The sequence below is a fragment of the Arsukibacterium sp. UBA5043 genome (genome assembly GCA_002415085.1).
GTDB lineage: Bacteria > Pseudomonadota > Gammaproteobacteria > Enterobacterales > Alteromonadaceae > Alishewanella.
On the sequence record DIBV01000017.1, the window covers coordinates 634,463 to 657,215 of the forward strand.

Annotated in this window: 15 protein-coding genes, 1 other RNA gene and 1 pseudogene; 7 read left to right on the forward strand and 10 right to left on the reverse strand. The window is 47.3% G+C overall.

Annotated elements, in window-relative coordinates; genetic code table 11:
- Positions 1–89: 89 nt before the first annotated feature.
- The 7 genes from recR to B2Q61_RS16920 all read right to left on the reverse strand — a co-directional run bounded on the left by recR (position 90) and on the right by B2Q61_RS16920 (position 13,773).
- Positions 90–692: a recombination mediator RecR gene (recR, locus tag B2Q61_RS16890; protein ID WP_290617895.1), complete on the reverse strand. Its 603-nt coding sequence runs from the start codon at positions 690–692 to the stop codon at positions 90–92.
- Between the two features lie 18 nt (positions 693–710).
- Entirely contained in the window at positions 711–1,037 is a 327-nt protein-coding gene (locus B2Q61_RS16895; RefSeq protein WP_290617897.1) for a YbaB/EbfC family nucleoid-associated protein, read from the reverse strand.
- Between the two features lie 84 nt (positions 1,038–1,121).
- Positions 1,122–3,230, reverse strand: coding sequence for a DNA polymerase III subunit gamma/tau (gene dnaX / locus B2Q61_RS16900; RefSeq protein WP_290617899.1), 2,109 nt, complete (start codon positions 3,228–3,230; stop codon positions 1,122–1,124).
- A 45-nt stretch (positions 3,231–3,275) separates the two neighbouring features.
- Positions 3,276–3,824: an adenine phosphoribosyltransferase gene (gene apt, locus B2Q61_RS16905; protein ID WP_290617901.1), complete on the reverse strand. Its 549-nt coding sequence runs from the start codon at positions 3,822–3,824 to the stop codon at positions 3,276–3,278.
- 308 nt (positions 3,825–4,132) lie between these two features.
- Entirely contained in the window at positions 4,133–7,105 is a 2,973-nt protein-coding gene (locus tag B2Q61_RS16910) for a TonB-dependent receptor plug domain-containing protein (RefSeq protein WP_290617903.1), read from the reverse strand.
- Between the two features lie 498 nt (positions 7,106–7,603).
- Positions 7,604–10,534 carry a TonB-dependent receptor domain-containing protein gene (locus tag B2Q61_RS16915; RefSeq protein ID WP_290617905.1) on the reverse strand — a complete coding sequence of 977 codons (2,931 nt, stop codon included), beginning with the start codon at positions 10,532–10,534 and terminating at the stop codon, positions 7,604–7,606.
- Between the two features lie 254 nt (positions 10,535–10,788).
- Positions 10,789–13,773, reverse strand: a complete 2,985-nt coding sequence (locus tag B2Q61_RS16920; protein WP_290617907.1) for a TonB-dependent receptor domain-containing protein — start codon at positions 13,771–13,773, stop codon at positions 10,789–10,791.
- A 518-nt stretch (positions 13,774–14,291) separates the two neighbouring features.
- On the opposite strand from B2Q61_RS16920, the gene dinG reads away from it, so the two are divergent.
- Genes dinG through B2Q61_RS16940 form a run of 4 tightly spaced genes read left to right on the forward strand, consistent with a single transcriptional unit; the run spans position 14,292 to position 18,684 of the window.
- Positions 14,292–16,349 carry an ATP-dependent DNA helicase DinG gene (gene dinG, locus B2Q61_RS16925; RefSeq protein WP_290617909.1) on the forward strand — a complete coding sequence of 686 codons (2,058 nt, stop codon included), beginning with the start codon at positions 14,292–14,294 and terminating at the stop codon, positions 16,347–16,349.
- A gap of 45 nt (positions 16,350–16,394) precedes the next feature.
- Positions 16,395–17,180: a sulfite exporter TauE/SafE family protein gene (locus B2Q61_RS16930; RefSeq protein ID WP_290617911.1), complete on the forward strand. Its 786-nt coding sequence runs from the start codon at positions 16,395–16,397 to the stop codon at positions 17,178–17,180.
- Positions 17,177–17,746, forward strand: a complete 570-nt coding sequence (gene priC, locus B2Q61_RS16935) for a primosomal replication protein PriC (RefSeq protein WP_290617913.1) — start codon at positions 17,177–17,179, stop codon at positions 17,744–17,746. The genes B2Q61_RS16930 and priC overlap by 4 nt, the downstream gene beginning before the upstream one ends.
- A complete protein-coding gene (locus tag B2Q61_RS16940; RefSeq protein WP_290617915.1) occupies positions 17,746–18,684 on the forward strand; it encodes a histone deacetylase family protein in 939 nt (312 codons plus the stop codon). The genes priC and B2Q61_RS16940 overlap by 1 nt, the downstream gene beginning before the upstream one ends.
- Here B2Q61_RS16940 and B2Q61_RS16945 read toward each other — a convergent pair.
- Positions 18,655–19,752, reverse strand: coding sequence for a tryptophan 2,3-dioxygenase family protein (locus tag B2Q61_RS16945; protein WP_290617917.1), 1,098 nt, complete (start codon positions 19,750–19,752; stop codon positions 18,655–18,657). The genes B2Q61_RS16940 and B2Q61_RS16945 overlap by 30 nt on opposite strands.
- 126 nt (positions 19,753–19,878) lie before the next feature.
- On the opposite strand from B2Q61_RS16945, the gene B2Q61_RS16950 reads away from it, so the two are divergent.
- Both B2Q61_RS16950 and B2Q61_RS17820 read left to right on the forward strand, forming a co-directional pair.
- On the forward strand, positions 19,879–20,139 hold the full coding sequence (locus B2Q61_RS16950) for a late competence development ComFB family protein (RefSeq protein WP_290617919.1): 261 nt from the start codon (positions 19,879–19,881) through the stop codon (positions 20,137–20,139).
- Positions 20,140–20,159: 20 nt separating this feature from the next.
- Positions 20,160–20,315: pseudogene (locus tag B2Q61_RS17820) on the forward strand (DUF2496 domain-containing protein); the annotation flags it as partial.
- Positions 20,316–20,344: 29 nt separating this feature from the next.
- Here B2Q61_RS17820 and ffs read toward each other — a convergent pair.
- Positions 20,345–20,441: signal recognition particle sRNA small type (ffs, locus tag B2Q61_RS16960), an RNA gene on the reverse strand.
- Positions 20,442–20,585: 144 nt separating this feature from the next.
- Positions 20,586–21,455 carry a DUF3014 domain-containing protein gene (locus B2Q61_RS16965; RefSeq protein WP_290617921.1) on the reverse strand — a complete coding sequence of 290 codons (870 nt, stop codon included), beginning with the start codon at positions 21,453–21,455 and terminating at the stop codon, positions 20,586–20,588.
- 81 nt (positions 21,456–21,536) lie between these two features.
- Between B2Q61_RS16965 and B2Q61_RS16970 the strand changes: the two genes are divergently transcribed.
- On the forward strand, positions 21,537–22,685 hold the full coding sequence (locus tag B2Q61_RS16970; RefSeq protein WP_290617923.1) for a patatin-like phospholipase family protein: 1,149 nt from the start codon (positions 21,537–21,539) through the stop codon (positions 22,683–22,685).
- Positions 22,686–22,753: the final 68 nt, after the last annotated feature.

The following is a 22,753-nucleotide window of genomic DNA, read 5'->3' on the forward strand; positions in this document are numbered from 1 at the left end:
CTGCGTTGATCAGTTGCCAGTTATATGGGGTAACCGGCGACAGAATTCAAGCTATAAAAATACGCGGGTATTACGCAGGTATAAAATAATCAGAAGGATTTGCGGCCACTAAAGGCATGGGACAAGGTAGTACCATCGATGTACTCGAGCTCACCACCCACCGGTACCCCCTGAGCTAAACGGGTGACCGGAATAGTATATTTATGGCATAACTCTGCCAGATAAAATGCGGTCGCATCGCCTTCCACCGTAGGATTAGTTGCCAGGATAACTTCAGTGATATGGCCCTTTGCTAACTGTTTATCCAGTCGGTCCAGCCCCAGCTCAGCAGGCCCGATGCCATCCAGGGGCGAGATATACCCCATTAATACAAAGTACAGGCCGTTAAACTGACCGGTATGTTCAATCGCCAGCTGATCAGACGCTGAGCCGACAACACACAACGTACCTGCCTGCGCTCGGGCAGGATCGGCACAAAGCGCGCACAACTCTGTTTCACAGAAAGTGCGGCAACACTGACAATGCCCTACTTTTTCCATCGCTTTTGTCAGGGCAGCGCCCAGTCTTGCGCCCCCTTCGCGGTTGCGTTCAAGTAACTGAAAAGCCATACGCTGCGCAGATTTAGGCCCCACACCGGGTAACACCCGCAAGGTTTCTATTAATTGCTGAACTAAAGGGGCCAATTTACTCATAAGGATTAATTATCTTAATTAAAATGGTAGTTTCATACCTGGAGGTAATTGCATGCCACCTGTTACTTTGGCCATCTGCTCTTTGTTGTTTTCTTCAACCCGACGCACCGCATCGTTCATGGCCGCAGCCACTAAATCTTCCAACATTTCCTTGTCATCGGCCAGCAAGCTGTCGTCTATTTCAACCCGGCGGACATTATGGCCACCTGTCATGGTAATTTTAACCAGGCCCGCCCCCGACTCACCGGTCACTTCCATATTGGCAATCTCGGCTTGCACCTTCTGCATTTTTTCCTGCATGGCTTGCGCCTGCTTCATAATATTGCCCATACCACCTTTAAACATAATTTAATCTCTCTTTTAACATTGCTGGCGTCAAGATAATCAGTAACGCCATAAATTACAAGATAACCCCTACTGGCGCAAAGGCTAGTTTACCTGCAAGGTGTCTAACAACAAACTGGCATCAAATTGCTGTTGCAATTGGTGTACATTAGGATCGTGCTGCATCAGCCTGCTGACATAGCTAAGCCGCTCCTGCTCAATTCGCTGCTGAATTGCCAACGGGCATTGCTCGACGTTGTTGCTGTAATTGATTGCCAGCTGCAACGATTGGCCCATGGCATCCGATAATAAATTCTGCAACTGGTTACGAAACGCTTCGTTATCCAGATGCTGTTGACTCTGCTGTACCTGCAAGGTCAGCTGTTGCTGATCCAGTTGCATCGCACTGTTAAGCAAAAAAAGTCGCATCAGACCACCAACCGGCATTTTTTCAATAAGGGCGGCCCAACTATCGACTTCAGCCGCAAATCGGACCGAAAAATTCTGCTCATTAATCTCGCCGTCAAATGCCTTCGCGGGTTCTGCCTGCTGATGGCTTTGCTGCCACAACGAATCGAGCATCGCCTGATTTGCCGGATCCTCAGGATAGAGCTGCTCGGGTTCTGGCTCTGCCTCATCCGGATACTCTGCCATAGCGTGGTGATCAGCCGCTGGTGCGCTATCAGGCCGCCTAACCGGCTGCATTTGCCCAGCAGATTTTGTTACCGCTGCGCCGGGTTGCTCATTGATAACATCCGGGGCTGGGGCTGGCACCGGTGCTGGCCGGTGCTCAGGCTTTTTTGGCGATAAATCACCCACATCTGACGTCAGACCCCGGCGTTTAATAATGCTGGCAGTTAAGGGGTCAATACTGGCGGCAGGGGCCGCTTTCATTGCCTGCACGTTAGCAACGGGTTCAGCGGCACCAGAGTCAACCGTTGGCACTGGCTGCGATGGCGCGACGTTTGGCATAGCTTCTGGTTGAGCAGGCAGCTGGGAGTCTGTCGTTTTCGCAGCCTCACCCTCGACAGCGGCAGGCTGAACAGCATAGGCTGCAGATCCGGATGTTTGTGGAGATTGAGCATCTGCTGTTCTGCCCGCTGGAGTCGGGGTTACGCCAGCTGCGCCAGCCGGAGCTGGCACAAAGGCCAGTGCCCGCAATAATGCCATCTCTAAACCCGTGCGTTCATCCGGGGCATAGCGTAGCTCGCGTTTGCCACTAATCAATAACTGATAATAAATCTGCAATGCTTCAGGGCTTTGGCTGGCAGCCAGCTCCGTTACAAACTCAGGCTGCTCTGACAGCTGCGCTGCCGTCGGTTCAAGCTGCGTTAATGCGCCCTGATGTAGCAGGCTGAGCATGTCATCCAGTACTGAACTGTAACTGTTATGCTGACTGATCAGTGCGTTTAATTCAGCTTGCAACGCCTGGAAATCTTGTCGCAAAATAGCACTGAGCATTGCACTGGCAAACTGCTGGTCTAAAAACCCCAGCATTTCACGCACGGTATCAAGACTAAGCTGGCTATTACTTTGCGCTATCGCCTGATCCGTTAAGCTAAGCGAGTCACGCAAACTACCATTCGCCGCCTTTGCCAGAAGCGTTAACGCCGCAGTTTCAAACGGGATCTGTTCTTGCTGCAATACATAAGCCAGATGGCCAGCAATCTGATCAGGACTCAGCGCCTTTAAACTAAATTGCAAACAGCGTGACAACACTGTCACCGGTAATTTCTGCGGATCTGTGGTCGCCAGTAGGAATTTTACATGTGGCGGTGGCTCTTCCAGCGTTTTCAGCAAGGCATTAAAGCTATGGCGCGACAGCATATGCACTTCGTCAATCAGATAAACTTTAAAGCGACCCCGACTGGGCGCATATTGGACGTTGTCGAGTAAGTCGCGGGTATCTTCGACCTTTGTCCGTGAGGCGGCATCAATTTCCAGTAAGTCGACAAAATTGCCAGCATCAATTTCCTGGCAGGCGCTGCAAACACCACAAGGGGTAGCCGTAATACCAGTTTCACAATTTAAACTTTTGGCAAAAATGCGGGCTATAGTGGTTTTACCGACCCCACGGGTGCCGGTAAACAAATAGGCATGGTGCAGTCGGCTGCTGGTCAGCGCATTGCTCAACGCAACTTTGACATGGCTCTGGCCAACCAGTTCACTAAACTGTTTTGGCCGCCATTTTCTTGCTAAAACCTGATAACTCATGCCACAGCCTGATGCTTAAAGAAGGGATCTGACACCAGCCTAAACTTATTCGCCGCTATACTCAACCAGACTTAGAATATTTAAACCCAGCCCCTGTAACCTATCCACCCCACCAAGTTCAGGTAAGGTAATAACGAATGCGGCATGATCAACTATTCCACCCAGGCGCCGCACCAGTTGCACCGTGGCATCAATGGTACCCCCGGTTGCTAACAGGTCATCAACCAGCAATACTTTATCACCAGCTTCTATCGCATCGGCATGTAATTCCAGGGCATCTTCGCCATACTCCAGAGTATAGCTTTGAGAAATACGCTCGCGCGGTAGCTTTCCTGGTTTACGAACCGGCACAAAAGGAATACCCAGCGCATAAGATAGCGGAGCGCCAAATATAAAGCCACGTGATTCAGTACCAATAATTTTCTCTATACCTTTGTCTGCATAGTATGTCGCAAAAGCATCAATCACTTTTTTAAAAGCCGGACCATCCTGCATCAGGCTGGTAACATCGCGAAAGGTAATACCCGGCTTCGGATAATCAGGCACGGTTTTAATCACTGCTTTTAATTCAGAGGCTAACTGTTGAAAATTCATGGTACTACCTTTTCAGACTGGTTTTCGCTGACGTTTTAAATCAGAACAAAAGTTGTACCCAGCGCACAATTGGCACCAGGCAAAGCAAAGCAACAAAAACGGCCACAAAAGCCAGAAACTGCCAAAAATTAAACGAGTCTTTAAAATTTTCGTCGGCCATGCAATCCACTCTTTGCTGATAATGAACATTTTAAGGGCGCTAATGGTAATGAATTTAATGCGCTTTGAAAAGCATTCCACGCCAATATCCTAAAAGAAAAGCCCCGCGTCATGCGGGGCTTGATATTTAGCTTTGTACTGCTGTCAGCTTAGAAATCGTAAGATAAGTTTACGAATAAACGACGGCCAACAAAATCATACTGAGAATACAGTATGGAGTTACCGGCAGTACGAACACCAGCTGGCGAGCCTTGTGGTGGTTCTTTATCGAACACGTTAGCTATACCAGCTGTTACATCAACACCATAAAACTCTTTCTGCACTGAAGCATTGTGCAGAATGTATGTCGGTGTTTCCGCTACAAAAGTAGACGGCTGACCACGATAAGTGGTTTCATTACCATTAGCAAAATACTGGTAATCGTCTGTTGCAGAGGCGTAACGCAAGCTCCAGGTATAAGTCCAGTCATCACGATTTAATGTCGCACTCATGGTGCCAACATGCTTCGGATCACCGACATCACCGACATACTGTGATGGCTCGCTATCAGGGAATTGTTTGAATGAACGTTCAAACTGAACCGTGTGATCCCAGCGTAAACGCACAGAACCAAAATCGAAATCATCCTGATACGTCAGCATAAAGTCAGTACCGCGAACTTTCTGCTGCGCGACGTTAACATAGCCACCGCGCACGGTATCAATACCGAAATCACCATTGGTACCGTCACGACGGGTAAACTGGTCACATAGTGGATCGGTCGGGAAATTCTCAGACCGGTAACATAAACCAAGCACCGTGCCACCACCCAGGTTAGAAACCTGTGAGCTGATTACGACATCATAGTAATCTGCCGAGAAACCAACCGTATCTTCCGGGCTCTTCCAAACAAGGCCGATACCTTTAGATACAGAAGTTTCAGCTTCCAGTACACCTGCACCACCACCAGTGATAGAGGTCATTGAACTACCCGGATTGACATATTCTGCAGGTACACCATCCGCTTCACAGTTCTGAGCAACACGTGGGTCGATGGTGCCTTCTTCCAGACGACCAGACCAGTTTAAGCATGGATCATTGCCGGTTTGGTTCAGGAAGCCAGTCTGACCTTCCAGGAACAACTCAAACAATGCCGGAGCACGGAATGACGTACCCCGTGAAGCACGAACCTGGAAACCACTACCAATTACCCAGTTTGCTGAAACTTTATAAGTGGTATCTGCACCATAAGTAGAAACATCAGTCCAACGACCTGATGCCGTTACATCCAGTTGTTCCGCCAAAAACATGTCGCGTAACAAAGGAACATAGAACTCACCGTATACTGCTGTGGTATCAGCACTACCACGGGTAATACCGGCACCGGTCGAGCCCCACAGGTTGCCTGCTAACGTGGCTTCACCCGGAATATCATTTAACTTATCTTGTTGGAAAGAGCTACCAACTGCCACACCAACCATACCTGCCGGCAGTTCAAACACATCACCGGTAATATACGCATCAACGGTTTGCTGGCGGTAGCTGGTTTGGCCGTAATCAATATCAAACAGGAAGTCTTTAACCTGCTGAGGCTGGTTACCATTGATATGATCCGGGCTTAACCAATCTACCTCTACACAGCTTTTGCCAGACACAGGTGAAGTCTCACCGGCGCAAGGGCCGCCGTAAACGGCATTCTGAGCCATCAACATGGCATCATATAAAATGACCTGAGTATCGTATTCGCCTTTGTTGTAACTGTTCTGATAGGAAATATCCCAGCTCCAGTCACCAATTGCGCCTTCCAGACCCAGTACATAGCGGCTGTAATTAACCGTGGTTTCATTTCCAGAATGATCTGTCATTGCCACTGGCATAAAGCCGACAGAGCCATCCCAACCATCGACGGTACCGCCAAAAATATAACCGTTGCCAGCAAGTTGCGCAGTCCAGAACTGACGGAAGCTATTCACTTCGGTCTTACGCTGGCTTAATGTCAACTCCGAGTATGCAGAAATGCTATCCGTCAGGTCGTAATCACCCATCATAAAGACTGAAGCAACCTGGCTTTCCGGTATCATGCTTTGCTTGTTCTGGAATGGGTGGTCGGCATCGGCCCAACCATCGGTTTCTTTATCATAAGATACCGGATACCAGCCATCTGGCACGCTGATGTTGTTCGGGCCAGGTGTTGTGATCAGACTATTAAACGTAGGCCGGTCAAACTGCTGGAAGAAACCATCGTAATCGTACTGCGCTTTCATGCCAGAACGGAAGTTTGATGCACCAGGGGCATAGTTAAAAACCCAGACGCCGTATTGCGCAGCACTACAATGGTAATCGCCGGTACGCGGGTCAATCGGGTCAGTCCGCTCACCGGTAGACTGGCTATAAAACATCCGCTCGTTACAAGCAAAGTAATCGCGATCGCCGCGAGCCAGTTCAGTTTGTAAATTATAATCCGCTACAACCCGGAATGAACCGCGGTCGAAAGTTTTGCCATAAGTGGCGTTAATACGATAGTTTTCACCACCGCTTTCAAAAGGTTGGTCCAGGTTAACGGTAACGTTAGCACCATCACCTTTTTTGGTAATAATATTGATTACACCAGCTACCGCATCTGAACCATACAAAGATGATGCACCATCTTTTAATACTTCAACCCGGTCTACCGCAGATAATGGGATAGAGTTCAAATCAAAAGCAGCAACCTGACCACGGGTACCGGCAGGACCAGCACGGCGGCCATTTAATAAAACCAGAGTACGGTTTGCACCCAGACCACGCATAGAAATTGATTCGTTACCTGCACCACCTGCAGTAACAAAACCAACTGATAAAGCAGAAATTAACTGGCTGGAGCCTGCAGCAACAGTAGACGTACGCAATAACTCGCCAAGCGTACTCAGGCCCTGATCTTTGGCAATATCAGCACTGATAATGGTAATAGGCGTAGCATTATCTAAACCGTCGGTACGGATACGTGAACCAACAACCTGAATGCGTTCAGTTTTTTCAGATTTTGCTTCTTCCTCTGAAGTTTCAGTTTGTGCAGAAACCGCTCCTGCTGCCAGCATACTTGACGCGGCACCAAAAGCAAAAGCCAGGCGCACGGCTTTGCTTAGTTTGTTATTTGTGAACATTTTGATCTCCCTGGATCACTTTGTAAAAAGTAATTCTTATTTTATAGTACTCGGTGCTTGTCTAGCCCGAACAAAAATCAATGGCAGGACGCCCTGCCATTAACCCTGTCCAATATGCATATCGATTCAGCAGGGGTCAATAAAAAGTTCAGTTGTTCGTCGCAAATTTCAGGAAACTATCTCTAAAGCCGCACTCAATTCCGCTGTTAAGCTATCTTTTGAGTCATATACTTAAAAACAAACCAAAATTTTGGCAAATAAAAGCAGTATTGTGTTGAATGTAAGCGCGCCAAGGTGTTTTACATTATGTATACAGTAGCCGCACAAACCAAACCCAAACTACACGAAATTGTTGTTGGCCCGATAACGCTAGCCGGCTTTCAGTCGCACCTCGGCATATCAGTTCAACCGGGCGTTTTCCAGGCAAAAAAAACCGGCCAGTATACTGGCCGGTGATAATAATAATCCTTGTCCTACTTAGCAGTAGGATTTCAGATATTAGAACTTCATACGAACACCCGCATACATGCGGCGGCCGATTGGATCGTACACACTGGCATTAGTCTCAGTACCGGTGCTATTTCCTGGTAAACCAGAGATAATTGGACGAGGCTCTTTATCGAACGCATTCTGTAAACCAGCATATAACTCATAGTTATTAGACGGTTTATAAGAAACGTTGATGTCATGATAAGTCGTCGCGCCTACCCCAACTGATTCCGGAGCTAAGTCATACCCAGCTAAAAATTGATCGTCTAAGTAAGAGTGACCAATAAACGTTGTATTCCAAGAAATACTAACATCGCCGATTGTATAACCCATCGTCAGATAAAACTTATCTTCCGCTGCACCTACTTCACCAGCAAACGGGTCTTTCGCTGAACCCGGTAACGGGATCTCATAGCCATCTAACAGGTGAGTGTAAGATAAGCGAGCGTTGAAACGACCGGCCAGATCAAAATCTTCCAGATTTTTACCATAACTTACTACTAAATCGACACCTTCAGTCGCTAAGCCACCACTGTTACTTACACCAGCGTCGATGAACTCAAGTGAACCGGCACTGTTTGCGCCTTGAGCGGTTGGACGACGGGTAATAAATGAACACAGTGACGGGTCACCAGCGTAGCATTGATCAAGAATAAACTGTCTTGGGGTAGAAACTATCGCATCTTCAATCTCAATGTCGAAATAGTCGACATTGAAGTCGAAGTCGCCCAGTACACCTTCTGGTGAGAAAGTGAAGCCAAACGTCCAGGACTTACCTTTTTCTGCTTCCAGATTCGGGTTACCGCGGTTGAAACCACTGACACCTTGCAGATCAGCTTGATTCAGGGTGAATGAACCATTGGCATCGATATTTGCCTGAACACCTGGTGCTGCACGACAGGCTTCCGCTGTAGCACCCGCAGTGCTATCAGTAACACCTAAACAAGGATCAGTTAAGCCGGTAGGGAAATCCTGGGTTGGCGGTGAGAACAGCTCATCTACGTTAGGTGCGCGCACAGATTGTGCACGAATAGCACGGAAACGCAGTTCTGGAATAGGCGCCCAGTCCAATGCTACGTTCCAGCTGGTGGTATTGCCTACTGTAGAGTAATCAGAAACACGCACTGCACCACGCAGATTTAACTGGTCTGCCAAAAACACGTCAGCTAATAAAGGCACATTAACTTCGGTGTAAAATTCAGTTACATCGAACTCGCCTTCAGTACGCGGTATCGCATTACCCGCATTTAAACCTGCCTGTTGTAACGGGTCAAACTCGCTACGTGAAAACTCTTCGCGATATTCACCACCAAAAGCTACACCTATCATACCAGCGGGTAATTCGAACACCTCGCCAGAGATATTAAAGCCGGCATATTTTTGTGAAGCAAAGGTTGCCAGCAAGCCAGGGGCAGCAATATAATTTACCGCTTCGTCAGACAGCGCACCTGCGCCATAAACGTTTGCAGGGACACAACCTTGCGCGCGCGCAGTTGCATCACGACACATTAGGCCGCCTTGACCATCAGGCACAACTTCTAAAGCACTGCGGAAGTTTAGTACGTTAACCTGACCACTTGAAACCTGAGCTTCTTTTGTTTGACCATAGCCAACATAAGCATCAGCAAACCAACCATCAACAATCTCACCGTCTACACCGGCTACTAAACGGAAGGTATCACGATCTGCTACGTTACCACGATTAGCAACATCAGCCAGACGACGCGTAAAGAATATATCGCGTAAACCATCACCATCTTCATCAACTGCCGCGTTAACTATCGCTTGCGGAATAAGAGGATTGACGGTGACAAACCGATCATAAGAACCTGTTGCATTTTGGACAAAAGATTCAAACTCAATCGGCATTTGACCGCCACTGTTCTGATAAAGCGCTTCAGTATCGAATGGGAATGGCTCTAATTCAGTTATCGTCTGGCTTGACGCATAGGTTCCTTCTACAAAAGAAGACCAACGGTCTGACAGCTCATAGGTGGCACTACCACTTAACAAATAACGTTCTGTAGGTACTGCAATAGTACGAACACCATTACGGTTAAAACCATCTGTAGCGGCCCACGGACGAATAGTGCCGTCATCGTTAAAGGTAAACTGGCTATCGCCAGCGAAGAACCGGCCAGCAGGTACATAGCTTGAAAACAAAGGCACAGCATTGAACATATCTTCAGCTAAGCCAGTGAAAAAGGCACCTTCAGACGCGACATCAGTTGCTGACCGTTCACGATCTCTTGAAAAAACTGCACCTTGATCGGTATAGGCAGCATGCAACATTGCATTGCCCCGGCCATTGGCAGAAGTTACGCCAGTGGTAAACTGGATTTGCGTTTCTTTCGAATCGCCTTCACTGCTTTCACCATACTGCACGTCGAATTCAACACCTTCGAACTCTTTTTTCAGAATGATATTAACAACACCCGCAACAGCGTCAGAACCGTAAACCGCCGAAGCACCACCAGTCATGATTTCCACCCGGTCAATAAACTGGGCAGGAATGGTGTTTAAATCAACTGCCATTGAGCCTGGAACACCCGTTACATAGCGACGACCATTTACCAGTACTAACGTACGTGCAGTACCTAAATTACGTAAATCTACGGTTGACACACCAGCGCCAGACGTTGAAAAGTTTGAGTTGGTCCGGCTGATTGCTGGCGCACCAAACGCAGGATTCTTCAGCAGCAATTCTTGGATATTGGCAACACTTGACGTATCAATATCGCTTCCATCAATTACCTGAACAGGCGAGAAACCTTGTAAATCGGTAGAGCGCAACCGTGAACCGGTAACTTCTATCCGTTCAACCTTTTCAAGAACATCTTCTTCAGCAGCATTAACAGCAGCTGTAAAAGACGCTGTTGACACAGCACCAAAAGCAATGGCTAAGCGCACAGCCTTGCTTAATTTATTATTTAAATACATCTAGTTCTCCTTGGAACACTATTTCTAGTGAGGCTATCTTTTTATAATGACAAGAATGTCTCAGAGTAAAATACTAACCTTAAATAAGGAACGTAATTTCCAACCGCGCGCAATAATAAACGTATCGTTTCGCCAGAGTCAATGTTTCACTAAACTTTTACAAAAGGTTGCAAATGAGGCTTTAGATGATGGGCAACTTGCAGACAAAAAAAACGGCTGGAGAACCAGCCGTTTTTACACTGTTGATAATTAACTTAGAATTTTACACTTAAGCTTGCTTTGTAAGTACGACCTAACATGTCGTAGTACGCAGGGAAGGTGTTGCCGGTATTGTAAGCAGTAGAAGCCGCTTCACCGCCGACAACTGGTGCGCTCTTGTCTAACAAGTTGTCAACACCAAAACTTACACTTATGCCATCGGTAATGAAGTAGTTGGCATACAGATCAAAATAACTGTATGAACTGATTTCACGGAATGGTTCAAAGGTAGCCGCTTGTTGCGCTGGCTCACGCTCAATCGAGCCTAAATAGCGCCACAGCACCGACACTGACAAATCTTCATAATTCCATGTAGTACGCTGAGTGGCACGCAGTTCATGCTGAGGATCACAGTTTGTACCGTAGTAACCGTTACAATCAATAACTTCAGATACCGGAGAACTTAAGCTTTCAACTTCAAGGTATTTATTAATATTACCGCTGAAATCCAGAGAACCGTAGCTATCCAAATCGAAACCGAAGTTAAATGCAACTTCAATACCGCTGGTCTGCAAGTAAGATAAGTTAGTTGTATAAGCTTCAACACCAGAACCGGATATTGTTAAGCCGCCACCAATACGATTAATTTGCGCGCATTGAGAGGCATTTCCTAACACATAACACCCGTCCAAAATCTCTTGAGGGGTATTGGTACCGATGTAACCATTGACATCAATATCGTAATAATCTACTGAAAGTTGAGCCCGCTTAACTAAATCAAACTCTGGGGTCCATACGAAGCCGACAGTCATGGTATCAGCGGTTTCAGCATCTGGTAACGCATTAGGGTTAGAGCCTGATAACACGTTAATTTGACCACTAACGATGTCATCAACTGCGCCAACCTGAGCTGCAGTCATACCAGTTGATATACAACGGGCTTGCAGTGTAGCGTCAATATTACCGGCATTAGCAACTGAACACGGATCTTGGTTTGCGTTGTCAAGACCTGAAGTTAATGGCGCAAACAATTCGCCCACGTTTGGCGCACGAGTTGCCTGTTGCTTCATTACACGAAGCAATAATTGATCTGCCGGACGCCAGGCCAGACCTAACTTCCAGCTACCAACTTCGCCGACGGTATCGTAATTAGCATGGCGATAACCAAATTCCAGCTCAAGGATGTCAACCATAGTTGTATTTTCAACTAACGGTAATTTACCTTCCGCGAAAATTTCATTTACCTTAAATGAACCACCAACAGGCAATGAGTTACCACCCGCACCACCCAGACAGCTTGCAGGGGCAAGTTTTAAACATTCATCCGGGTTAAAGTTGGCGATTTCTTCACGATATTCATAACCAAAACTCATCGCCAGTGATGACTCAGCTAATGGCGAAACAACCGACTCAAAAGGTCCGTCGATAATGGCAGAAAATACACGCTGTTGATATTCAGTTGTTGAAAATGCCGTGGCTGACGCATAAGCCGCCATCTCAGGCGTAATGGTACCAAAGCCACCAAAAATATTTAATGGTACACAAGCAGAACCACCAGTTTGACATTCAGTTTCAGACACCGCATTTAACGCATTTGCGATATTTGCCACGTTGGTATAACCGGCATTACTATTTACCCGATTCGTTTCACCGTGTTGAATTGAAACATCATATGCCCAGGTATCGCTAATAAAGCCTTCCATACCAAGCACTAACTGGAACTGATCCGTATTAAATGAGGTAGAACGGGCACCAAGTTCTGGCGTACGACGGTTTGCACTCATCAATAAGGAGTCAGCACTGTCAACGACACCATTTTCATTTAGATCACGCCAGGTTTCCAAGCCAGGTCCATTTAATGCGCCGATGTTAGCATTGGCGCCGGTCAGAATCGCATTTTGTGCCTGGCTAGATAAAAACGGGTTAGCCATCGGGATCCAGAAGGTAGAACCGAAAATACCTGACGGTGCAACCTGCTGACGAACTGATGTATTAGTAAAGTTGAACGTACCATATGCGGTATGTTCGTCAGTAATATCATAGTGCGCCATCGCAGTTGCGCTGTAACGCTTGGCTGGTGTCTGGTAGTAGTTATACGGGTTAAAGTTAAACGCACTACAGGCAGGGCCAAGCACCAGAGTATTGTCATCGCGGAACTGACCGCCTACAGCAGGCACACCCACTACACCGACCCGGGTAGGGATAGTAGTACCACTACCACCGCCAGGTGCTACCACGTTTTCTGTGCTACCACCACATAATGGGTCAGTAGGAGGAGTAGGAGCAACACCACCTAAAAAGTTAGAATAGTTTGCACCGCTCGCAGTTGCGATACCATAATTACCTAACGAACGTTGGCCAAGCAGCAAAGAATCACGATCTAACCAGCTGAATGAAACGACTGCGTTACCGCGATCGTCATCAAAATTACCGCCTAGGGTTAATGCCATGTTGTTAACAAAAGCGTCAGCTTCTGCGGTACGCGAATGAGATACGTCTAATTCTACGCCTTCAAAGTTCTTTTTCAGCACGACGTTAATCGCACCGGAGATAGCATCGGAACCATATACAGCTGACGCACCACCCGTAACGATATCGATGCGATCAATCAGCGCGGTGGGAATAGAAGAGGTATCAACACTACCGGCAGTATTGTAAGGCACCATCCGTTTGCCGTTCATCAATACTAAGTTACGGTTTGAGCCCAGTCCGCGTAAGTTAACTGTTGCTGCGCCGCCGGTTCCGTTGTTTACGTTACTGTTATCGCCTGGTAACGACGCAGGCATATTACGGAATATACGCTCAATTTCCGGCTGCTGTTGCTGCTCAATCTCAAGCTCGCCAATTGTTGAAATAGGACTGGTTGAAACCGCATTGGCGCTTCTGATCCGGCTACCTGTAATTTGAATTTTTTCGATTTGTTGCTCAGCTGCAGCGTCTTCCTGCGCGCTAACTACAGCAGAATTCATTGCGAGCGTTGACACCGCTCCGAACGCAATTGCCAAGCGCACTGCTTTCGCTATTTTAGTATTTGTATACATGTTCGCTCCCTGGATCACTATCTTGCTAGTGATTCTATTTTTCAAAGTATTTTCAAGTTGCATGGCATGCCATTTAACTCAAATCCAACACTATTTGACGCAAGATGATAATAAACAGTATTTTTCTCAACGGTCAACAGCTTTTACTGAACATTTTAGCGACAATGTTGTCGTGCCGTTGCGATGCGCAATATTTTAACAATCCTTTAATCAGGGCTGATTTGCACCAAAATGGTATCAAAAACGGTTTATCACGCCGTTTACTGGCCTATTTCCGATAAATTAGCCTGATTATCGGCCATTTAATGCCCGACCAACATCGTATTTACCGTACAAAAAGTAAACATTTTTGTACGAATTCAGTTATCCGCTACATAAGCATTTTCAATGGTGTCTGAACCATTAGGTAATTCGTCAGCATAAATCTTAAGTTTCAGGTCTGCTGAACACTTTGCTAAATCATCTAATGCTGTATAGAATCAAAAAACTGTACGTCTATACAGGCAAACTGCCAACTTATGTCAACCGAACAGATGCTCTCTGAATCGTTAAAACAGCAAATTCGAGACGCCCAACAAAAGCTGAAATCTGCTTTACCCAATTATCATAACCGGCCAGGACAAAATAAACTTATTGCCGAAATGGCTAATATTGTGGCGGGTCAATATCATCGCCACGACCGGATTGGTTTGATTGAAGCCGGCACCGGCACCGGCAAATCTCTGGCTTATTTGCTGGCAACGCTGCCGATAGCACTGGCCCGCAAAAAAAAACTGGTGATCGCCACTGCTACCGTTGCCTTGCAGGAACAGCTGGTCAATAAGGATATTCCTTTTTTTCGCCAGCACAGTGAAATTGCGTTTGAATATAATCTGGTAAAAGGTCGGGCCCGTTACGCCTGTATTGAACGTCTGAAACAACAGTTAATACAACCGGATTTGCTGACCAGAAGTGAGCGAAACAATTTCTCCATATTAGAAACACTATATCAGGCATGGCAACAACGTAGCTGGCTGGGAGACAAGGATACACTGCCGCTGGCAGTCGATGATGCTGTATGGCATAGCATCTGTGCCGATCCTTATCACTGCAGTAAAAACGACAAGCGCCATCAGCATTGCCCGTTTCATCTGGCCCGGGCAGAGATCAATGATGCCCAGTTACTTGTTGTCAATCATAGCTTGTTGCTGGCAGATTTAGCCGCAGGCAACGCCATTATGCCGCCTCCGGAAGACTGTATTTACGTGATTGACGAAGCCCACCACCTGCCGGCATGTGGACGTGATTATTTTGCCGCGTTTGCTCAGCTAAGCCAGCCAAGCATTTGGTTGGATAAGCTCGGGCAGCTAAGTAATCAGTTGATTCAAAGCTTACCCGAGACCAGTTTAAAAGATTTACTTAAACTGGACGATTATCGTAACGAATTGCTCGGCTTACTAAAGCCAGTGGTAAAAAGTCTGAGTGACTGGCAAAGCCGCTGGTTTACAGAAACCAGCCAGACAGAGTATCGGTTTGAACACGCTGCACTGCCAGCATTATGGCAAACACAAGCCGAACCTATTGCCAGCTGCGCCCTGAAAACGTTGGCTGTGCTTGATAAAGTCAGTTCTGCTGTGGGTGAGGTAGCGTTAACCCCCGGCAAACAAAAAAGTCAAAGTAAGCTTCTGCAGGAGCTAAGCCAGCTGGCGCAGCAACTGGAGCAACAACACGCGTTATGGCAACTGTATGCCCAACCTCAGGCTGAACCTGCTTATCAGGCTCGCTGGGTAGTTCGGGACGAGCAACAACAGTTAACCGCTCATGCCTGTCCGTTAAGTGTTGCCCATACCCTGGAGCAACTGCTGTTCTCTCAGGCTTATGCCGGCATTTTATGTTCAGCAACCCTGACCGTTTTAAACTCGTTCGACCATATAAAATACGAGCTCGGTCTGAACGATCACCCCGGATTACAAATGGTGCGGGTCGACTCCCCTTTTGCTTATCAGCAAAACGGCGTCATTGTGTTACCAAAAATGCAATACGAGCCCACAGCCAGCGCTTATACTGATGAGCTGATAAGCATCCTGCCTGACTACCTTACTAAGGATCAGGGGACACTGGTGCTGTTTGCTTCTTACTGGCAAATGCAACAAGTCGCTGAGGCATTACGCACGAAAGGCTTTTCATTACTGGTTCAGGGGAAAGCATCCCGCCAATCGTTACTGAGCTTACACCATGAAAATTGTCTACACGACAAAACCAGTATTTTATTCGGCACTCAGAGCTTTTCAGAAGGACTGGACCTGCCTGGTAAACTGCTGACCAACCTGATCATTACCAAGCTACCCTTTGCCGTGCCCACCTCGCCGCTGGAAGCGGCGATGAGCGAGGCGGTAACTCGTAAAGGAGGAAATCCGTTTGTGCAACTGGCAATCCCCGCAACCGCGAGGAAACTGGTACAGGCTTGTGGTAGACTGCTGCGACAGGAACAGGATCAGGGCCGGATTGTTATTCTGGACCGCCGCCTGGTAACAAAATCATATGGCAAAGCCATGCTCGATACCCTACCGCCGTTTCGGCGTCAAATTGAATACTAACTAAATTGATAGCCATAACAATGAATACAGACAGGATATCACCAGGTGCTAACTGAACTGCTGCCCGCCACCAATTTATTGCTAGTTCTCTGTGCAGTTGCTTTTGTCGCCGGCTATATTGATGCTATTGCCGGTGGCGGCGGTTTATTAACCGTGCCAGCATTATTAACGGCGGGCTTACCGCCGCACCTGGTACTGGGCACCAACAAACTGGCTGCCACCTTTGGCTCACTTACGGCATCTGTCACGTATTACCGGAAGCGATTATTTAATCCACGATACTGGCGCCGTAGTATCGGGTACACAGCGATCGGTGCCTTACTTGGCACACTGGTGGTAGACCAGCTCAGTACTGAACTTCTGGAAAAACTGCTACCGCTGCTGATCTTGCTAGCAGCAATTTACACCCTGTTTAACCGAATTCAGCCAGATGACCGACTGCAATTACCGCCACAGAACCCTAAGCTATTCTGGCAACAGCGGTTGCAAGGTTTAACCCTCGGTTTCTATGACGGTGTCGCCGGCCCTGGCACCGGTGCCTTCTGGATGGTCTCGAGTATGGCGATGTATAAAATAAACTTGTTGCTGACCAGCGGTGTTGCCAGAACCATGAATTTTGTCAGTAATGGTTTTTCACTGGTGGCTTTTATGGCGCTGGGCCATGTTAATTATGTTTTGGGCATTGCGATGGGGTTATGTCTGATGCTCGGTGCATTTCTTGGCGCACACAGTGCTATTCGCTTTGGCAGCAAATTTATCCGGCCAGTATTTATCAGTGTCGTTATCGCCATTGCTCTGCGTTTAGCCTGGCAAGCCTGGAGCAATACATGAGTGCTCTGCAGTTGTTAGCTGGCCAGCTGAACGAGTTGTATCAGCGGGCATCTGCGATAGACGCGAAGCGTCAGCCAGGCAAACCGCAAGACTGGTTTGAAAGTGGCCTGTTTAGTTGCCACTCGCCCGATCTTGCCGATTATGTTGCGGATGCGATGCGCAATCTGAAGCGGTTGAGTGATAATCAATCGACACTTTCACCGGCGAGTCAGCAGCGATTAGCCGAGCATTTAGCCGCTCAGGTGGATGCGTTGACCCGAGCTTTCAGCAACCAGCAAACCCGCAGTAAATTTCAACGCAGTATTAAATTACCTAAGCAGCAGGGCACTTGGCAATCTGCCAAGCCGGCAACAGAGCCCAGCAGCACGGTAGATCTTTATCAGCAATTGACCGATTTTCAGCAGTTTGAGCGCCGCCTGTTAGACATGATTGAACAAGCCGAGCGTTATCGTGGCGATGATACTGCTAACCGTATTCTGGCACTGCATGCCAGGCTCGGCCGCTGTCGTCGGGCGGTAAGTGAGGTAGAGCAGGCAATTTTAAAACATGAACGTCAGGCTCCCTGATGGCACTGATGTCTCCCGGCCTGATATATCACCCATGCTACAGTGCGCTCAGTCTGCCAGAGCGTCACCGCTACCCCATAACCAAATATCAGGCCTTGTTTCAGGCCTTGCTGGCCTCTGGCGTGATGCCAGAGGCATTCAGTACCCCAGAACCTATTGTTGCCTCTGCGCTTAACTGCATTCATGATAGTCATTATATCGACAGTATCTGCAATGGCACCATTAGCACGCAGGCTATGCGCCGGATTGGTTTCCCATGGTCACAAGCCCTGGTTGACCGCTCTTTGGTATCTGTGGCAGGCAGCCGGCTTTGCGCCGAGCTGGCGTTAGCACGCGGTATCGGGCTGCATTTAAGTGGCGGTTATCATCACGCCAGGCGAAGTGAAGGTGCCGGGTTTTGTGTGTTCAACGATCTGGCGTTTACCGCACAATGCATGCTGGCTCAAGGTGTAAGTAAGGTGTTAATTTTTGATCTGGATGTGCACCAGGGCGATGGAACCGCCGGTATTTTTAGTACTGAGCCAGCGATCATTACCGCGTCGATTCACTGTGAAAAAAACTTTCCGGCCCGTAAAATCAGTTCCGATTGGGATATTGGCCTGGCTAAGCATTGCAACGATACCGAATACCTTGAAACGGTTAACCAAAGCCTGGAAACCTTACTAAACTGGCATCAGCCTGAGCTGGTCATCTATGACGCTGGTGTTGATATTCATCAGCAAGATGAATTGGGCCTGCTTAATATCTCGACTGAGGCCGTTTACCAGCGGGATCTGCTGGTGCTTAGTGCCTGTCGTAATCGTGACATACCGGTCGCAGCAGTAATAGGCGGGGGTTACCAGCGAGATGTTGCCGCCCTGACCCAATTGCATTTACAGTTGTTTAAGGCGGCATTTACTGTTTGTGATTTACCGTTCGGGTCCAAAATAGAAACCTAATTTACGTTTAATCTGGTCGGGTAATAGCGGTAAGTCAGATTTTGGCAGTAAAAACGTTGCCATATTAAACAGATCGGTAAAGATTCGGTTCTTTTCAGTAGTTCGTTTTAAATAGTCGTGGCCTGAGGAACCGCCCGTTCCTATTTTTGTACCAAGCATTCGCTGAACCATCATAGCGTGCTTATAACGCCATATGGTCAGGTTTTCATCAATCTCAGTTAAACAGGTCAGCAACTGAAACGGCAAATTAAACACCGGTTCTTCCTGATAAAGACTGATAAATAATGCCGAGAGCATCGCACGTTGGCTAAGCCGGAATGTCCCCTGCTCTTGCAACTCCTGATATTTTTCTTTATCGAGTAACGCGGCAAACTTCGCTCTGGTGCGCTGAATTTCTGCCAGCTGTAGTTGACGATCCTGCTCGGCTATCTGCTCAATACCCGCCACTGTGCTGGCATCCTCATCTAACATTTGGGCGGTGGCATTGTGATACATCTGCCAGAAACTAAAATCGTCAAGCTGAAGAAACGGCATCCGTTCCAGCCATTTTTCGATCCTTTCGAATAAACTTGGCTGTGTTTCCAGTGATTCTAAAAACTGGCGGTCTTTTTCATTGAGCCGACTGTAAAAAGAGTTTTTATCAAAATCAATCCGATATTCGCTTTTCAGGCCAAGGCCTATTTCCAGCATTTTAAACTGCACGCTCTGAAAGCCTGAAGCTGGCACCAGATAATCCCGAAACGACATGAAATCTTGCGGAGTCATTGTTTCAATGACGGCTATCTGCTGATTCAGTAATTGCTGAACCGTAATCACGCGTTTTAACTTGTGAACAATACCGGTTAACTGCTGGTCTTTCACTTCCGCTTCTGCAAATACCGCCATTACTGCTTTTAACTCATGCAGAATTTGCTTAAACCACAATTCATATACCTGATGTACCACGATAAATAGGGTTTCATCATGCGCTTCGTTGCCGTACTTTAGGCTTTCTGGCGCCTGAGCGGTGAGTATTTTATCCAGTTGCAGGTAATCGCCGTAGTAACAGGGGCTGGTATTCTTTTGCATTGCAGTTATCCGCTAGTCTTGACCCGGGCATTGTAACAGCGTGCTTGGTTAACTCAATCTTTAGGTGGTGTTTTTAGCTAAAGCTGATTATGCTTTGGCCTGACACTTTAGCAGACAGAGGCCCTTATGAAACTGGATGATGATATTCATAATTATTATGAAAAACTGTTACTTGACCATATTGTGGAGCTACAACTGGACCGCAACAAAGACAGTGAATATCTGGCAGATTTATGCTGTATATCGTTAAATTTGCTGCCGCCCCGCTATATCCGGTATGAAGTGGATATGTCGTTTTACTTACCACAAAGTGAACGCTTTGAAATGCAAATGAAAGTGAAAGAAGCCGTCAACAGAGCCCGACAGTTTCTGGATGACAATAAGTGACGCGTTGCAGGTAATATCACGTGTCTAAAAACCCAGAACCTAGTCCGAATACTAACGCCGGTTTAGCCAATGCGCCGGCGCACGTTAAACTGGCCGTTGACTTAATTATGTTGTTAGAACAGCAGCAAATAGCAGACAGCGACATTTTAGCAGCGCTTGCTATTGTTACTGCAGATTATCAGAAAAAACTCAGGGTGGGTGGCAACTCCACCAGCCACATCCCGGCACCTGCATCATAAGCTGTGGCTGCTTCCTTCCGGACCTGACCAGGTTAACCTACTAGCATTGCGAGAGGACCAATGGAGTTACCATTGAATGCCGGACGGTAACACCTGACCGGCAGGCCCGCATTATGCGCAATGGCCTGCCAGGTTTCAAGTAATTTAGCCACCACCCCGCTTTGTTGCTCAATGTTTAAACAATACGGCAACTGCTCATCCGCGAATTCACTCGGAAGTTTCCAATACAGCCAGATATTTTTTTGCGACAGCGCGTAACCGCTGATGATTATCAGGACCCAAGCGGATAACTTGCTTTTCCAAATCACTTAAGCTTTCTACTGCAGGGTCAGCATAAGTGTAAGCGACTGATTTACGCACCAGCGTGGTATCAACTGACAGCGGCTCAATCGCTAAAAATGCTGATAAAGCTTGCTGTAAGCGCTGTTTAAAGCTCAATTCAGGATAACCCAGTTCACCAAAAACCTGCTCAAACAAGGGCTGGTACCGCTTAAACACCGGTAACATTTGCTGTGGATCGACACTTTCCAATAACCGTATGTAAGGTTCATATCGTTGGTAGCTTGCCGGATCGATCTGATAGGTCTGGTTTTCTGGATCGGCGATGGTGACAAGGGGCTGGTCCAGCGGAACTAATACCGGATGCTTTGCAACCAACTGTTTTTGCGCCATATTATCAATAGTAACAACCAAGTTGCGAATCATGTTTTGGGTGTTAATTAGCCCTGCCAGACCAGGCTGCCAATTAAATTTCAACACGTCTTGTTTTACTACCGGATCAGATGCTTCTAAAGGTGGCAACGGCTCAGGTTCAGTTACCGGCACGGCAACTACTGACTCAGCTTCATGCTCTGTTTCCGTATCGGCTACCTGATCGACTACAGGCTCTTCATCGGGTACCGACAACACTGGGTCATTAACCACTTCTCCTGGCACCGTTACCGGCACAATAATGTCAGGCTCTGGTTGTTGGGTTGGTTTAAATAACATCCACAGTGCCAGTAAAATAACAATAACAACTGCTGCAATGCCTGCATAATACAGCTGCTGCCCGCTACCCGATGGTTGCGCGGTCATAAGTGACTCCTTGTTAGTGGCTAAGATATATTGCAATATAACAACAAAGAGCAGTATACATCAGAAAAGTTCAATATAACTATGGTACGACAACGACCACTGAACGGAAAAAAAACGGCCCTGTTACTAACCGGTGGTGGCGCTCGTGCTGCCTATCAGGTTGGCGTACTCAAAGCGATAGCTCAACACTATCCCAGAACCAGCCCGGCACCTTTTGATATTATCAGTGGCACCTCAGCAGGGGCAATTAATGCAGCAGGTATTGCCTGTTATGCCTCCTGTTTTCATCTTGGGGTTAAAAAAATTGAATCGGTATGGCGCCATTTTCATACCAACCAGGTTTATTATTCCGACTATCCCAGAGTGTTCTGGCACTTAATGCAAAATGTTTTCGGGGCTTTTCAAGCTGACTACGCTAATAAGAAACCGGTTAGCGTTTTTGATAACAAACCATTGAAGCAACTGCTGGGCCGGATCCTGGATCTGCAAAGAATTGACCGCAATATCATGGGAGGCTATTTATCCAGTTTTTCAGTTACGTCTTCTTGCTATAACAATGGCGACTCCATTACGTTTTTCCAGTCAGATCATGCTGACGAGTGGCGTCGGGCCAAACGTTGTGGTCAGCGCACTTTACTTGGCGTACATCACTTAATGGCTTCCGCTGCCATTCCGATCATTTTTCCATCAGTCAGGATCCATCAGCAATATTTCGGAGATGGTTCGGTTAATCAGTTAGCCCCCCTGAGTGCTCCCATCCACCTCGGGGCCGATAAAATTCTGATTATCGGGGTAGAAGATCCACGCAAGGAAGAAAACAGCCGGCGTAGTTTGCATCACCCTGACTTAGCTACTGTTGCAGGCCATCTGCTAGATACTATTTTTACGGATACCCTGAATTCTGATCTGGAGCGAATGCACCGGGTGAATAAGACCGTCGAAACCCTGCATGCCAACAATATTGAAACCGAGCTTAAACCCGTGCAAAGCCTGCTAATAAACCCCAGTCAAAACTTTAATTTACTGGCAAGTGAATATTATCTCTGTCTACCCCTCGCGGTACGCACCTTGTTGCGGGGACTTGGGATCCGCCAGCATTCCGAGTCGAGCCTGGCGAGCTATCTGTTGTTTGAGCAAAAATATACCAGACGCCTGATCGAACTGGGTGTGGCCGACGGCTGCAGGCAGATGGACCAGATTGTGCAATTTCTTGCCGCTGAGGGTGAGTAGTGCGCTGTCAAAGCATTGACCTTTAAAAAACCATAAATTAAGTCACTGAAAAATAATACAATTAACAT

What these genes read in the sequence shown, in the direction of transcription:
- dinG (WP_290617909.1), top strand. Translation starts at nt 14,292, where the DNA reads ATGTCAACCGAACAGATGCTCTCTGAATCGTTAAAACAGCAAATTCGA.
- B2Q61_RS16965 (WP_290617921.1), bottom strand. Translation starts at nt 21,455, where the DNA reads ATGACCGCGCAACCATCGGGTAGCGGGCAGCAGCTGTATTATGCAGGC.
- B2Q61_RS16915 (WP_290617905.1), bottom strand. Translation starts at nt 10,534, where the DNA reads ATGTATTTAAATAATAAATTAAGCAAGGCTGTGCGCTTAGCCATTGCT.
- B2Q61_RS16910 (WP_290617903.1), bottom strand. Translation starts at nt 7,105, where the DNA reads ATGTTCACAAATAACAAACTAAGCAAAGCCGTGCGCCTGGCTTTTGCT.
- B2Q61_RS16895 (WP_290617897.1), bottom strand. Translation starts at nt 1,037, where the DNA reads ATGTTTAAAGGTGGTATGGGCAATATTATGAAGCAGGCGCAAGCCATG.
- B2Q61_RS16945 (WP_290617917.1), bottom strand. Translation starts at nt 19,752, where the DNA reads ATGCAAAAGAATACCAGCCCCTGTTACTACGGCGATTACCTGCAACTG.
- dnaX (WP_290617899.1), bottom strand. Translation starts at nt 3,230, where the DNA reads ATGAGTTATCAGGTTTTAGCAAGAAAATGGCGGCCAAAACAGTTTAGT.
- recR (WP_290617895.1), bottom strand. Translation starts at nt 692, where the DNA reads ATGAGTAAATTGGCCCCTTTAGTTCAGCAATTAATAGAAACCTTGCGG.
- B2Q61_RS16940 (WP_290617915.1), top strand. Translation starts at nt 17,746, where the DNA reads ATGGCACTGATGTCTCCCGGCCTGATATATCACCCATGCTACAGTGCG.
- B2Q61_RS16950 (WP_290617919.1), top strand. Translation starts at nt 19,879, where the DNA reads ATGAAACTGGATGATGATATTCATAATTATTATGAAAAACTGTTACTT.
- apt (WP_290617901.1), bottom strand. Translation starts at nt 3,824, where the DNA reads ATGAATTTTCAACAGTTAGCCTCTGAATTAAAAGCAGTGATTAAAACC.
- priC (WP_290617913.1), top strand. Translation starts at nt 17,177, where the DNA reads ATGAGTGCTCTGCAGTTGTTAGCTGGCCAGCTGAACGAGTTGTATCAG.
- B2Q61_RS16920 (WP_290617907.1), bottom strand. Translation starts at nt 13,773, where the DNA reads ATGTATACAAATACTAAAATAGCGAAAGCAGTGCGCTTGGCAATTGCG.
- B2Q61_RS16970 (WP_290617923.1), top strand. Translation starts at nt 21,537, where the DNA reads ATGGTACGACAACGACCACTGAACGGAAAAAAAACGGCCCTGTTACTA.